Origin of the sequence: Paraburkholderia sp. A1RI-2L, assembly GCF_048957375.1 — a bacterium.
Classification (GTDB): Bacteria; Pseudomonadota; Gammaproteobacteria; order Burkholderiales; family Burkholderiaceae; genus Paraburkholderia.
On sequence record NZ_JARBTA010000001.1, the window covers coordinates 1,598,366 to 1,611,491 of the forward strand.

Here is a 13,126-nt window from a genome sequence, read left to right on the forward strand (position 1 = left end):
GCATTCGAGAATGCTTAACGCAGTTGCTCGACCACGAGGCTCATGATCTCGCGAGCCGGCCGCGACGAGTCGACCTGCCCGTTGTCGTCGACGACCGACACGCGGGTCTGGTTCTCGGTCACGGCGCGCACATTGAGCTTGTACTGCTTCGCGACCTTGTCCTTGTGGCCGTGGAAGAGCTGGCTCCAGAAGCCCTGCTCCGCCGAGCTCAGATCCTGCGGATCCACGTAGCGCAGATAGTAGATGCCCTTCGTGCGGTCGCGGTCGTCCACCGTGAAGTTCGAGCGGTCGAGCGCGACGCCCACGCGCAGCCATGCGCGGTCGTACGGCTCGGAGAGCGTGAGTTCGGTCGACGTGTACTGGCCCCCTGCGGCGTTCGCCGCCGACGCATCGGACGGCGCACTCTGCCCCGCGACAGCAGCGTTCTGCGCCGCGACGGCGGCAGCGGCCGCGTCGGCACCCTTGGCCGGCGTCTTGCCGTTGGCATTCGCTTTCGCGTCGGCCTCGGCGGAGATCTGCGCGTCGGGCACGCCGGGCTTGGCGCGCGCGAGCGTCACCATGAGCCGCTTGAGGTACTCCGTTTCGAGCGCCGGATCGTTGGGCTTCGGCACCCAGTGGGTGGTTTCGTTGTTGGTGCCGGTCAGCTGCTCGCTCAGGCCCTTCTGGCTGATGAAGATGTACGTGCCGCCGGTGGGCGACGTTTCGAGGCGCGTGCGGTACTTGTTGCGCTCGGCCGTGACGTACGAATTGCCCGTGGCCCACGACAGCGTGTTGCGAATGAGGCCGTCGTTGATCTTCGGATGGGTTTCGTTCCAGTCGGTTTCCATCACGCCCTTGTCGCGCTGGTCGACCACCAGCAGGAAGCCCTGCTCCTGCCAGAAGCGGCGCACCTGCGGCCAGACCTGGTCGGGCGTGCGGCTGTCGATGACGAGCCAGCTTTCCGTGCCGTCACGCTGAATGTGCATGCCAGGCACCTGCGGGAGCACCTGGGTCTGGTCGGACACGGGCGCCGCGGCCTGAACCTGCTTGAGCGCGGACAGCGAGGTTTCGCCGCCTTGCGGAGGCAGCGAGCGCTGGTCGCCTGTTTCGTCGAGCAGGTTCGGCGGCACGGCCAGCGACGCCTGCTTCGCCTTCGCATCGCTGCGGTAATCGATCTTGCCGGGCGTCGGCGAACTGCAACCGGCGACCAGCCCGCCCGCCATCAGGAGCGCGAGCGCGCGTGCGGCAAGACGTTGGTGAAAATCACTCATGTTCGGGTAATCCCTTCGGCTAGGCCACGGGCTAGTTTCCGTGGATCAACCAGCCATTTTACCGGTGAGACGCCGCGCTGTGCAAAAACCGGGCGGCGACGGCACTGCCCGGCATGCCTCAGCCCGTCAGACCGGCGCTCCAGACGCTGAATGACGGACCCCGCAGCCCGCTTTTACCCGATCTATGTAACGTTCATCAACATTCCATAAGCCACTCTCCACACCTGCGAATCGAGAAAATTTCTTTTTCTATCAATGCACTAAGGACGCAGACGCGGGACCGCCAGTTTTGCGCCTCTCGACATTTGAAGTTCGCAGATCTTGCAGAAGCGGCCCGATGTTAATTTCCCCGAGAAAAAGAGATAAGCGCAAAGAACAACATACGGAGAGTTGATGAAAACTTACAGCCGCTTGCAGGCGGGCCGCGCTGCGGCCTTCGCCTGCCTCTTCTCGTGCCTCGCGGCCGGTGCCGCGACAGCCCACGCAGCACTCGGCGACATAGTCCCGCCCGAGGCGCCACCAGCCTCCGCGCCCGCTAACGGCCTGACGCTCGCAGGCGGCGCAGCGCGCGTGACGCGCTACGTCGACACGGGCGGCACGCACTTCAACGCGTACATCGCCACCCATAGCGGCCAGATCTTCGCCTACACGTGGCAAGGCCCCACCCCGCCGGACCTCGATGTGCTGCTTGGCCGCTACGCCGCCGACTGGCACAGCGGCGCCGCCGCGCTCCATGCCGCCGGACGCGCCGGCCTGCACGCTGCACGCGTCGATACGCCCACGGTCGTCGTCGAATCCGGCGGCCACATGCGCAGCTATATCGGCCGTGCGTGGCTGCCCGCGGCATTGCCTGCGGGCGTCACGGAAGGGGACCTGCAATGAGCACGCCGGCACGACGCGTTTCGCCCACGGGCGAGCGTGCAGGCGCGCGCTCCGGCGTACTCGCAGGCCTCCTCGCCGCAGTGCTCTCGACAGTGCTCTCGGCAGTGCTCACGGCCTGCGGGGGAAGCGGCAACACCGGCGTAGTAAGCGTCACCACGCCCGCCAGCACGCCCGCTGCCGCCAGTGCGCCGTCAAGTGCGAGTTCGCCGTCTGCGACCAGTCCGGACACATCCAGTACGACCGGCACCGTACCGCAATCGACCACGCCGAATGTCCTTGCGGTCAGTGTCGCAGCCACGCCTGAAGCCGCACGCAACATGCTCATGGCGAGCGTGACGGTATGCGTGCCGGGCACGACGACCTGCGCAACCGTCGATAACGTGCAGGTCGACACCGGCTCGCAAGGCCTGCGCCTGCTCGCCTCCGCGCTGCCCGCCGGATTCGCCCTGCCCGCCGTCAATGCGGGCGCCAGTTCGTCACCCGCTGGTGAATGCGCGGCCTTCGGCACCGGCTATACGTGGGGCGCGGTGCGCAGCGCCGACGTGCGGCTCGCGGGTGAAGTCGCCCCTTCATTGCCGATCCAGGTGATCGCTGACCCATCCGTGCCAGTCACGCCGAGTTACTGCCAGGGCTTCGGGTTCGCGATGATCAACTCCACCGCGCTGCGCTCGAACGGCATCCTCGGCGTCGGGACGTTCAACGCCGACTGTGGCGCAGCCTGTGTCAATCAGCCCAATCGTTCGTGGTACTACGCATGCCCTTCCGGCAACTGCACGGCGAGCGCGCAGCCACTCGCGCAGCAGGTGCGCAACCCCGTCGCGTCGTTTGCCAACGACAACAACGGCGTCGTGATCGATCTGCCCGCGGTGCCCGATACGGGCCAGAGCGCGGTGAGCGGATCCCTGATCTTCGGCATCGGCTCGCAACCGAACAATGCGCTCGGCAGCGCTACCGTGCTGCGCGCGAATACAGTTACGGGCTACGTGACGACCACAACCTCGGACGGTTCGATCTATTCGCTCAGCTATCTGGACAGCGGATCGAACGGCTTCTTCTTCGCGAACTCCGCCCTCACGCGCTGCGGCGTGTGGTACTGCCCGAGCACGCCACAAAGCATCGGCGCATCGATCAAGGGAACGGACGGCATCAGCGCACCGGCCTCGGTTTCGGTCGCGAACGCGCAAACGCTCCTCGCCAGCAGCAACTGGGCGTTCAACGACCTTGCAGGCTACAACGGCAATATGTTCGGCTGGGGATTGCCGTTTTTCTTCGGGCGGCGCATCTATACGGCAATCGAAGCTCAGGTGACGCCGGCGGGAACGGGGCCGTATTTCGCGTTCTGAGTGGCGCGCGCAAGCGCGCGGGTCACTCGTCGTCGACGTCCGGTGCGGGTGTGGTCCGGGCGAGCGCGCCCGGAGAAAGCCAGCGGAACGACGTGAGGCTGCCCGTCTTGTCGTAGGTGCACTCGGCAGCGGTGGACGGGCGCGGGGCCTTGTGCAAACCGAGCTTCACGGCAAGCGCCGCGATCGGCGTGGTGGGCTTGCTCTCCGCGACTGAAGCCGCGAGTGGGTCCGCAACAGGCGCGGACGCCGCGGAGACCCCGGAAGCCGCCGACACCATGGACCCAGCCGGCGGCGCTGACGCGCCACGCGCAGTCGCTGCGCCAGTCGACGTTGAAGTTGCAGTCGAGGTCGGCATGGAACTGGCCGAAACGCTCGCCGCACTCGCATCGGAGGCGCTTGCTGCCGCACCCACGGGCGCGCCCGCCAGAGCGGCGGCGGCCGATGCGCTGAGCCCGCCCGATGCCGGCAATGCGCCGCGATCGAGCAGCCCCTCGACCACGACGCGTTTGCCGCGATACGCCACGGCGGTATGCGTGACGGACAGTGCGCCCAGCGAAGCGCTGGCGAGCCGGCTGCGCATTTCCCGCGCGCACTCACTGGGATTCTGGTACTGCGCGACGCATCCCGCGAGCAGAGTGGCCCCGGCGGCGAGGCCGACGAGGCAAGCTTTCCGTTTGTTCATCGCTCTTGTTGCGCTTCTCGCGCGGTTCGGTTTTCAGGCTGCGGCAATTGTAGCGTACAGGCCGCAAGGACCCGAGGCGCACCGGACTTTGGCGCCGCTGCCGCGACCGGGGGCTCGCGGGCACGCGCCGGCCTGCTATCATCACTGCTGTATATTCATACAGTGCCGCGCGTGCTTCCCGACTCCCCCGATCCGTTCTATTACCTCGCGAACTTCGAGCGCGCGCTCGCCTCGCTCGATGCGCGCTGCGCCGACTTGTTCGACACAGCCGAGCAGCGCTTCATGCAAAGCTTCGGCGCTCTGCCGCGCGGCTCGCGCGCGCTGTTCGTACGCATGCTGATGCGTAAGGGCCCGAATTTTCGCGCAAGCAAACTCGACTACGCCGAGATTGGCTGCCCGCGCGCCGCGGCCGCTCCCCTCGCCGATGCCGGCTGGCTGGACAGTGCGCCCGTGCTTGCGTTCGATGCCCTCGCGGCACTCGTCACCAAAGCCGAATTGCAGGCGCTCAGCGCGCGCCTGCTGGCCGATGCCGTTGCGCCCGGCGCGCGCGCCACGCGTGCCGAAACGCTCGAAGCCCTGCAAGCCGCTGCGCCCGAGGCGCACGGTTGGTCAACGTGGTTTCCGGGCTCGACCGATACCGTCTTCCATTTGGCCGCCGCGCCGCTGTGCGAACGCCTGAGGCTGATGTTCTTCGGCAATCTGCGGCAAGACTGGTCCGAGTTCGTGCTCGCCGATCTGGGCGTCTATCGCTACGAGTACGTCCCGCTCGACAGCGCGTCGCGCGCGTTCCGGCAGCGCGCCGACATCGACGCCTGGCTCGCGCTGCGAGACTGCCGCGAAACCTTCGATCTCGCGCCCGACGCCGCAAGCGCCGTCAACGCCGTCAACGCCGTCAACGCCGTCAACGCCGTCAACGCCGTGAGCGCGGCGCTCGATACGCTCGACATGCTCGCGCCGCACACCCGGTCCAACGACTGGCTGCGCTCGCGTCACGACCGGGTGCGCCACGCAGCGGGTCAGGCTGCAGAGCGGCTGGGCGAACCGGCGCTCGCCTGGCGCGCCTATGTCGGCTGCGGCCATCCCGAGTCGCGCTACCGGCGCGTGCGCGTGCTCGAGCAGTTGGGTCGCCGCGACGACGCCCTCGCGCTCGCGCAGGCGATTGCCGGCGCGCCCGCGAACGAGGAGGAAGCACAACGCGCGACACGCACGCTCGCGCGCCTCGCGCGGCGGCGCAGCACGAGCGCGATACCAGCGGCAACACAGGCAGCGACGCGGGCAGAAATCGCGGCAACTGGCGTAATCGAAGCCAGCGATGCGCCGACGTTCACCAGCGCCGAACTCACGCTGCCCGCCGCCTGCGCGGGCCTGCGCGTGGAGGAAGCCGCGCGCCGGACGCTCGAGTGCGCGGACGCACCGGTCTTCTACGTCGAGAACACGCTCATCAACGGCCTGTTTGGCCTGCTCTGCTGGCCCGCGCTTTTCGCAGCGCTGCCGGGCGCATTCTTCCATCCGTTCCAGCGCGGCCCCGCCGATCTGCACGCCGCCGACTTCGTCCAGCGGCGCGCCGGGCTCTTTGCCGCCTGCCTCGCCGAACTCGAAAGCGGCACGTACCGCGCGACCATCGAGCAGCGTTTTGACGAGAAGCACGGCATCCAGTCGCCTTACGTCGCATGGCCCGCGCTCGACGCCGCGCTCCTCACGCTCGCGCTCGACTGCTTTCCCGCTGCCCATCTGCGGCTATGGTTCGAGCGGCTCCTGCGCGAACCCGCCGCGAACCGCTCGGGCCTGCCAGACCTCGTGCGTTTCTGGCCCCGCGAGCAACGCTACGAACTGATCGAAGTGAAAGGCCCCGGCGACCGGCTGCAGGACAATCAGCGCCGCTGGCTCGCGTATTGCGCCGCGCACGGCCTGCCCGTGACCGTGCTACAAGTGCGCTGGGCGGCGCAGGCCAGCACGAACGCTGCGTCAATGCCATGAGCTACACCGTCGCGGTCCGTACGCTCTGTGAGTTCACCGCAAAACGCGGCGATCTCGATTTGCGCTTCACACCCTCGCCCGATGCAAGCGAAGGCCGCGCCGGCCATGCTGCGATCGCCGCGCGCCGGCCCGCCGGCTACGAAACCGAAGTCGCGCTCACCGGCGTATTCGGCACGCTCACCGTGCGCGGCCGCGCCGACGGTTACGATCCAGCACGCCAACGGCTCGAAGAATTCAAGACCTATCGCGGCGATCTGGATGCGATGCGCGAGAACCAGCGTGTGCTTCATTGGGCACAGTTGCGCGTCTACGGCGCGCTGATGTGCGAAAAGCTCGGCCTCGACGCGCTCGAACTCGCGCTCGTCTATTACGAGATTGGCTCGGGACGTGAGACGGCGCTCGTCGAGCACGCGAGCGCACAGCTATTGCGCGCGGAATTCGAATCGCAGTGCGCGCGCTTCATCGCGTGGGCGGAACAGGAAAGCGCGCATCGCGCGGCGCGCGACTGTGCGCTCGCGGCATTGCGCCTGCCGCATGCTGCGTTCCGCGAAGGCCAGCGCGATCTCGCCGAGGCGGTATGGCGCGCCGCGACGCAAGGCCGCTGCCTGCTCGTGGAGGCGCCGACCGGCATCGGCAAGACCATCGGCACGCTGTTCCCGCAGTTGAAGGCCTGCGCGCGCGCCGGTATCGACAAGGTGCTGTTCCTGAGCGCCAAAAGCTCGGGGCGTCAACTCGCCATCGATGCGCTCAACACGCTTGCCGATGCGCAGGCCGATGGCAAAGCCGGCGCGGGCAGCAGCACGACCGCGCTGCCGCTGCGCGTTTTGGAACTGGTCGCGCGCGAGAAGGCCTGCGAGCACCCCGACCTCGCCTGCCACGGACAATCGTGCCCGCTTGCGCGTGGCTTCTACGACCGCCTGCCCGCCGCGCGCGCCGCCGCCCTCGAGCGCGTGCGGCTCGAGCGCGCGACACTGCGCGAAGTCGCGCGCGAGCACGAGGTGTGTCCGTACTATCTCGGCCAGGAGCTGGCGCGCTGGAGCGACATGATCGTCGGCGACTACAACTACTACTTCGATGTGAGCGCCATGCTGTTCATGCTCGGTGCGCACAATCAGTGGCGCATGAGCGTGCTCGTCGACGAAGCACACAACCTGCCTGAACGCGCCCGCGCGATGTATTCCGCCGAGATCATGCAGACCCGCATGGACGCCGTGCGACGCGCCGCGAGCGCCCCGGTGAAGCGCGCATTGACGCGTCTCGCGCGCCACTGGAATGCGCAAACCGCCATGCAGCCGCAGGCCTGGCGCGCGAGCGAAACGCTGCCCGAAGGTTTCGTCGCCGCGCTCGGCGATGTGATTGCCGCGATTGGCGACCAGCTTGCGCAACCGGCGCTCATGCGCGACGCCGAACTCGAACGCTTCTATTTCGACGCGCTGCACTTCGTGCGCATGGCCGAGCGCTTCGACGCGCAATCGATCTTCGACGTCACGCCGCTGCGCGCACGGGAAGCGAAGCGTCCGCGCTCGACACTCTGCATCCGCAACATCGTGCCGGCGGGCGCGCTGCGCGCGCGCATGGCGGCGGCCCACAGCGTGACGCTTTTCTCCGCCACGCTCGCGCCCACGCACCACTACACCGACATGCTCGGCTTGCCGGAAAACACCGTGAACGTCAAGATCGGCACGCCATTTCGCACCGAGCAACTCGAGGTGCGGATCGCACGCGATATCTCGACGCGCTACAAGGACCGGGAGCGCTCGCTCGACATACTGGTCGCGCGCATCGCCGCGCAATATGCTGCGCGGCCCGGCAATTACCTGTGCTTCTTCAGCAGCTACGATTATCTTCAGCTTGCCGCCGATACCTTCGTCGCGCGGCATCCACATGTGAGCACATGGATGCAGTCGCGCACGATGGACGAAACCCAGCAACAGGCTTTCGTCGCGCGCTTCGTGGAAGGCGGCTGCGGGATCGGCTTTGCGGTGCTCGGCGGCGCTTTCGGCGAGGGCATCGACTTGCCGGGCACGCGCCTGATCGGCACCTTCATTGCGACGCTCGGCATGCCGCAGGTAAATCCCGTCAACGAGGCGATGCGCGAGCGCATGGAAACGCTCTACGGCGCCGGGTTCGACTACACCTATCTGATTCCCGGATTGCGCAAGGTCGTACAGGCCGCGGGCCGCGTGATTCGCACCGAACGCGACAACGGCGTCGTGCATTTGCTCGACGACCGCTTCGCGCGGCCCGACGTGCGTGCATTGCTGCCGGCATGGTGGCAGCTTGGCTGAATGCCATTGATTAACAGGCCTAAACATTCGGATGCGATCCTCTCCACGTGAATTTGCATGACCCAGACGCTTTGCGCAGTGGACTCGAACTCACAGTCGCAACCGAATAGCGGGGTCATGCAGTACACGGTCGGCCTGCACGCCTGAGCCCTAATGCTCCGCAATCCTCAGGATGTCTTGTCGTACTGGTACACGCCCCGACCGGTCTTGCGGCCGAGCTGCCCTGCCGCCACCATCTCGCGCAAAAGCGGGCACGCACGATACTTCGAATCGCCGAAGTCCTTCAGGAACACATCCATCACGGAGAGGCACACGTCGAGGCCGATCAGGTCCGCGAGCGCCAGCGGCCCAATCGGATGATTCGCGCCCAACTTCATGCCGGCGTCGATTTCTTCGGCACTCGCAACGCCTTCGGCGAGCACGAAGAATGCCTCGTTGATCATGGGCACGAGAATGCGGTTCACGACGAAACCCGGCGCGTTCTTGACCGCGATGGGCGTCTTGTCCAGACGCTGTGCGAGATCGCGCACCGCGTCGACCACGGCCGGGCGCGTCTGCAGGCCGCGAATGACCTCGACGAGCGGCATCATCGGCACGGGATTGAAGAAGTGCATGCCGATGAAACGCGCTGGATCGGCAAGCGTCGTCGCGAGCGCCGTGATCGAAATAGATGAGGTGTTCGAGGCGATGATCGCGTCGGGACGCGCAGCGGCTTCGATCTGCTTGAGAATGCGCGTCTTGAGCTCGGCGTTTTCCGTGGCTGCTTCGATCACGAGATCGGCGCTGCCAAGGCGCTGGTAGTCGGTGCTGGTCTCGATGCGCGCGAGGGCTGCATCGCGCACTGCCGCATCGAGCTTGCCCTTCGAAACGAGCCGATCGAGGCTGTGCGTGAGCGTCGCCACACCTTTGGAGAGCGCCGCCTCCGTCACGTCGATCATCACTGCCTTGAGACCCGCCACGGCCACCGCCTGCGCGATGCCATTGCCCATGGTGCCCGCGCCCACGATCCCAACCGTTTCGATTGCCATGCCTGCTCCTCACTCACTGGTCTGCGACGCCGGTGCATCGCCGATGAAAAAAACCGGCCATGCGGTGCGCGTGATGCACCGCATCATGACTCGACAGTGTAAGGCTTATGAAGACAGGCTGAAACCGGTGCGTCGGGGGGTTAAACCATCCCCCCCTCCCCGGACACGTCTGGCTCAAAAGTTGTACTGCACGTAGATCTGGCCGAAGTTCAGACCAGGGTTAGGCGTCTTGATGTCCGCGTTGGAGACATGTTGAAAACGAATGCCAGCCTGAAAGTTCTGGTGCTCGCCGAACTGCGCACCCACCCCCACCAGGTCCGCGAACTGGAATGCCGTCGACATGGTACGGTCGCCCGTGAGCTGTACGTGCGAAAGCAGGCGCACGCCTACGCCGGCCTCGAAGAACGGCCGGAACCAGCCGCTGTCCTTGATGATGCGAAACACCGGCGTCACGCCGAATTCCCAGATGTTCGGATGCGAGGCGCCATCTTCGGTGAGATCCCAGTACGCGACGTGCCCCTCGCCCACCACCGTGAAATGAAAACCCGCGAAATGCCACCATTGAAGCCCTGGATCCCAGACCAGGCCCAGGTCGAGCTTCTTCACTCCATAGCTCGCGACGCCGGCTCCAAGCTGAACGCCGAATTGGTCAGCATGCGCACCTGCCGCTCCACAGGCCAACAGCGCCGCGCATGCCCCACGTGCCATCCGAAGCGGCCACTCTGATCTTTTTTCTGTCATGAATATCCCTGGAAACGAACGACATTTCACGACGCGATATTTAAGCTCGATGTTCCCCTTTGGCGCGCTCATCTGCGGTCATTTGCGAATTCTTCTCGCAGTGTGCATCCAGTGTAATAGCGACCTCTACTTTCTGCTTGTAACCAGGCGCACCTCGCTTGAACGCCCTGACTCAAGGCTTTCACTACGATATGCAATACCTTGCAATCAAATCGAATGACGCATTATTCGGCAGGTTTTACTTTACAAGAAAGTATCGACCTTATCGCTTTTACCTGAAGCGATCGGACCAAAGCGAACCTGCTGGCATTCACTGAACTTTCAGCGAAGCGGATTAGCGCGCCCGTGCGTTCGATCACGTGAATCTGAAGAACCGCATCCAGACAAATCACGCAGGCGCACAAACGCCCCGCACTGATGTCGTTCATCAAGCGTGGCGATGCGAAAAAAATGGGAGGAAAAACGGTAGCGCGAGACGTCGCGTTGCACGACGGCTTATCGTTGCGTACGCAACTAGGTCAATTGACGTACCGCCAGCAGCGCTTACTGTTGTTTGGCGCCCGCGCCTTCCCTGCGCGCCCCCATGCCCGGAAGCCGCTTGATAAAGCCAGTCGCAAGCGACGTGCCCACGAGGATCGCAGCACAGGCCTCGATCATGCCCACCGACACATGCTCATCAAGAAACAGCGCACCCCAGAGGATGCCGAACACCGGGATCACGAACGTCACGGTAATCGTGCGCGCCGGGCCAATGGCGGCAATCAGGCGGAAGAACAGCAGATAGGCAACTCCCGTGCACGCGACGCCCAGGCAGAGCGCCGCGCCCCACGCATGCAAGGAAACCGCGGCATGCGGCCAGGTGGCGAGTGCGAAAGGCGCCAGCACGATGGTGGCGGCCGTCATGGTGCCAGCAGCCACGGTGAGCGGATCGACGCCGGTCAGATGACGCTTCGTGAAACTCGCCGCGACGCCGTAAAGCGCCGCCGCACAAAGCGCAGCGCCGGCGGCGAGCACGGTGGCCGATGTGCCCGCGCCATCGCCGGCGCGCGTGGCAATCTGATCCCAGACCAGCGCGAGCACCCCTGCAAAGCCAATCGCGAGGCCCGCGATGCGCAAGCCGCTCAGCCGGTCCTTGAGCCACAAATACGCGACCACGGCGCCAAACAACGGCGTAGTCGCATTGATCACCGAAGTCACGCCTGCGGAGAGCGTGAGCTCAGCCCACGCGAAGAGGCAGAACGGCGCGGCCGAATTGAGAATGCCGACCACGAAGAGCGGCCACGCGCGCTCGCGCAATGCGCCAAGCGCCTCGCGAGGCGAGCGCCGCGAAAACAGCACGATCAGCAGAAACAGCGCGCCAATGCCAACGCGCAGCGCCATCAGCGGCGCCACGCCCAGATCGGTCACGCCGACGCGAATAAAGAGAAATGACCCGCCCCACAGGGCGGCGAGAAAGACGAGCTGAGCAAGTTCGAGCGGATTCATGGTCGACAGTGCGCGTACGAAAGGGACAACACCGGCAGTCAAGCGCTAATCGTAATGGGCGTGGCACAACCCTCATAGCGAATGATTCTCATCGATATGTGAGAAAAATTAGCACCGGTTGTTGCGCACTTATTCCTGACCGATGGCGGCCAACGCTTTGAATTGAAGGGCTTACGTAGACCGGCGGACCGTGCCGGGTTTCAGGGGGGCTTAGGCGTGAGAGCCCGCGGAGGAACACAACGAGGCGGGTTCGCGTGTGATCGCGCCGAGCCACATTTCTGGCGCAAAAGAAAAAGGCCTTACGATTTTCATCGTAAGGCCTTTTTGACTTCTGGTCGGGGCGAGAGGATTTGAACCTCCGACCACCTGCACCCCATGCAGGTACGCTACCAGGCTGCGCTACGCCCCGAGAGCTAGAAAGTATAACAGAGCGCTTCTCTAATTAGAACCACCTAAATCGCAATTCGCTACAAAGATTGCCGAAGGGTCTTCACTGACCGAGCAGATCGATCACATGCAGCAATTCCTTGCGCAGTTGATCGACGTCGACCAGCGCCATATTGCCCTGCGCAACGCTCTCCTCACCCGCCTCGCCCGGCGCGGCCTCTTCCACCACCGCGCCCGACGAATCGAGGCGATTGCGCGCGCCGTTGATCGTGAATCCCTGCTCGTAAAGCAACTCGCGAATGCGCCGGATCAGCAGGACTTCATGGTGCTGATAGTAGCGGCGGTTGCCGCGCCGCTTGACCGGCCTCAACTGCGTGAACTCCTGCTCCCAATACCGCAGCACATGGGGCTTCACGCCGCACAACTCGCTCACTTCGCCGATCGTGAAGTAGCGCTTGGCGGGGATGGGAGGCAAGACGACCTTTTCGATTGTCGATGTCATCGCCGGGTTGCCGTCGTGGTGGTTGCGCAAATGTGGCGTCGCCGCCGGTCAGTGGTTTCCAGTCACGCCCGCTGCACGATCTGTCGCGTGCGGCCCGTGCGAGCGTGCGCGGGTTCTCCCCGCGCATGATGCCTTGATCGGTGGATCAGCGCGAAAAGCTAGCCTCGGCGCCGCTCTCGACCAGTGCCTTGAGCTTCTGGCTCGCATGGAACGTCACCACGCGTCGCGCAGCAATGGGAATCGCCTCTCCGGTCTTCGGATTGCGGCCCGGCCGTTGCGGCTTGTCGCGCAACTGGAAATTGCCGAAGCCCGAAAGCTTCACGCTGTCACCGCCTTCGAGCGCGTCGCGAATCACTTCGAAGAACGCTTCGACCATGTCCTTGGCCTCGCGCTTGTTGAGCCCGACGTTGTCGAACAGCAGTTCGGCGAGCTCGGCTTTGGTCAGCGTGGGCGTGTCGTTCGTGGCGCTTGCCGACGAGGCAGGAATGTCGCGAATCATGGCGCTACGCTGTGCCGCAAGAAGGGCTTCGAAATCACTCGAGTTCATTTCGTTCATCTATC

The 13,126-nt window shown here is 65.0% G+C and carries 11 protein-coding genes and 1 tRNA gene; 4 read left to right on the forward strand and 8 right to left on the reverse strand.

The genetic code is table 11. The features are described from left to right. Window positions 1–14: 14 nt before the first annotated feature. Window positions 15–1,250, reverse strand: a complete 1,236-nt coding sequence (bamC, locus tag PWP93_RS07430; RefSeq protein ID WP_421043990.1) for an outer membrane protein assembly factor BamC — start codon at window positions 1,248–1,250, stop codon at window positions 15–17. Window positions 1,251–1,643: 393 nt separating this feature from the next. Between bamC and PWP93_RS07435 the strand changes: the two genes are divergently transcribed. Both PWP93_RS07435 and PWP93_RS07440 read left to right on the forward strand, forming a co-directional pair. Further along, window positions 1,644–2,132: a DUF2844 domain-containing protein gene (locus PWP93_RS07435; protein ID WP_421043991.1), complete on the forward strand. Its 489-nt coding sequence runs from the start codon at window positions 1,644–1,646 to the stop codon at window positions 2,130–2,132. Continuing rightward, window positions 2,129–3,475, forward strand: coding sequence for a DUF3443 domain-containing protein (locus PWP93_RS07440; protein WP_421043992.1), 1,347 nt, complete (start codon window positions 2,129–2,131; stop codon window positions 3,473–3,475). The genes PWP93_RS07435 and PWP93_RS07440 overlap by 4 nt, the downstream gene beginning before the upstream one ends. Before the next feature lie 22 nt (window positions 3,476–3,497). On the opposite strand, the gene PWP93_RS07445 is transcribed toward PWP93_RS07440, so the two are convergent. Beyond that, window positions 3,498–4,157 (reverse strand): hypothetical protein, encoded by a 660-nt coding sequence (locus PWP93_RS07445; protein WP_421043993.1) that lies wholly within the window; start codon window positions 4,155–4,157, stop codon window positions 3,498–3,500. A gap of 171 nt (window positions 4,158–4,328) precedes the next feature. Between PWP93_RS07445 and PWP93_RS07450 the strand changes: the two genes are divergently transcribed. Together PWP93_RS07450 and PWP93_RS07455 are read left to right on the forward strand one after the other, a co-directional pair. Then, window positions 4,329–6,134 carry a VRR-NUC domain-containing protein gene (locus tag PWP93_RS07450; RefSeq protein WP_421043994.1) on the forward strand — a complete coding sequence of 602 codons (1,806 nt, stop codon included), beginning with the start codon at window positions 4,329–4,331 and terminating at the stop codon, window positions 6,132–6,134. Further along, window positions 6,131–8,422, forward strand: coding sequence for an ATP-dependent DNA helicase (locus PWP93_RS07455; RefSeq protein ID WP_421043995.1), 2,292 nt, complete (start codon window positions 6,131–6,133; stop codon window positions 8,420–8,422). Before PWP93_RS07450 ends, PWP93_RS07455 begins: the two co-directional genes overlap by 4 nt. 167 nt (window positions 8,423–8,589) lie before the next feature. On the opposite strand, the gene PWP93_RS07460 is transcribed toward PWP93_RS07455, so the two are convergent. The 6 genes from PWP93_RS07460 to PWP93_RS07485 form a co-directional block, all read right to left on the reverse strand. After that, window positions 8,590–9,450, reverse strand: a complete 861-nt coding sequence (locus PWP93_RS07460) for a 3-hydroxybutyryl-CoA dehydrogenase (protein ID WP_421043996.1) — start codon at window positions 9,448–9,450, stop codon at window positions 8,590–8,592. Window positions 9,451–9,624: 174 nt separating this feature from the next. Beyond that, window positions 9,625–10,158, reverse strand: coding sequence for an acyloxyacyl hydrolase (locus PWP93_RS07465; RefSeq protein WP_421045028.1), 534 nt, complete (start codon window positions 10,156–10,158; stop codon window positions 9,625–9,627). 576 nt (window positions 10,159–10,734) lie between these two features. Next, complete coding sequence (locus PWP93_RS07470; RefSeq protein ID WP_421023652.1) at window positions 10,735–11,676, reverse strand: DMT family transporter; 942 nt, start codon at window positions 11,674–11,676, stop codon at window positions 10,735–10,737. A 332-nt stretch (window positions 11,677–12,008) separates the two neighbouring features. Then, window positions 12,009–12,085, reverse strand: a tRNA-Pro gene (locus PWP93_RS07475). 81 nt (window positions 12,086–12,166) lie between these two features. Further along, entirely contained in the window at window positions 12,167–12,565 is a 399-nt protein-coding gene (locus tag PWP93_RS07480; RefSeq protein ID WP_421043997.1) for a MerR family transcriptional regulator, read from the reverse strand. Between the two features lie 145 nt (window positions 12,566–12,710). After that, entirely contained in the window at window positions 12,711–13,121 is a 411-nt protein-coding gene (locus tag PWP93_RS07485; RefSeq protein WP_035530944.1) for an integration host factor subunit alpha, read from the reverse strand. Between the last annotated feature and the right edge of the window lie 5 nt (window positions 13,122–13,126).

What these genes read in the sequence shown, in the direction of transcription:
- PWP93_RS07485 (WP_035530944.1), bottom strand. Translation starts at nt 13,121, where the DNA reads ATGAACGAAATGAACTCGAGTGATTTCGAAGCCCTTCTTGCGGCACAG.
- PWP93_RS07460 (WP_421043996.1), bottom strand. Translation starts at nt 9,450, where the DNA reads ATGGCAATCGAAACGGTTGGGATCGTGGGCGCGGGCACCATGGGCAAT.
- PWP93_RS07440 (WP_421043992.1), top strand. Translation starts at nt 2,129, where the DNA reads ATGAGCACGCCGGCACGACGCGTTTCGCCCACGGGCGAGCGTGCAGGC.
- PWP93_RS07465 (WP_421045028.1), bottom strand. Translation starts at nt 10,158, where the DNA reads ATGGCACGTGGGGCATGCGCGGCGCTGTTGGCCTGTGGAGCGGCAGGT.
- bamC (WP_421043990.1), bottom strand. Translation starts at nt 1,250, where the DNA reads ATGAGTGATTTTCACCAACGTCTTGCCGCACGCGCGCTCGCGCTCCTG.
- PWP93_RS07480 (WP_421043997.1), bottom strand. Translation starts at nt 12,565, where the DNA reads ATGACATCGACAATCGAAAAGGTCGTCTTGCCTCCCATCCCCGCCAAG.
- PWP93_RS07455 (WP_421043995.1), top strand. Translation starts at nt 6,131, where the DNA reads ATGAGCTACACCGTCGCGGTCCGTACGCTCTGTGAGTTCACCGCAAAA.
- PWP93_RS07435 (WP_421043991.1), top strand. Translation starts at nt 1,644, where the DNA reads ATGAAAACTTACAGCCGCTTGCAGGCGGGCCGCGCTGCGGCCTTCGCC.
- PWP93_RS07470 (WP_421023652.1), bottom strand. Translation starts at nt 11,676, where the DNA reads ATGAATCCGCTCGAACTTGCTCAGCTCGTCTTTCTCGCCGCCCTGTGG.
- PWP93_RS07445 (WP_421043993.1), bottom strand. Translation starts at nt 4,157, where the DNA reads ATGAACAAACGGAAAGCTTGCCTCGTCGGCCTCGCCGCCGGGGCCACT.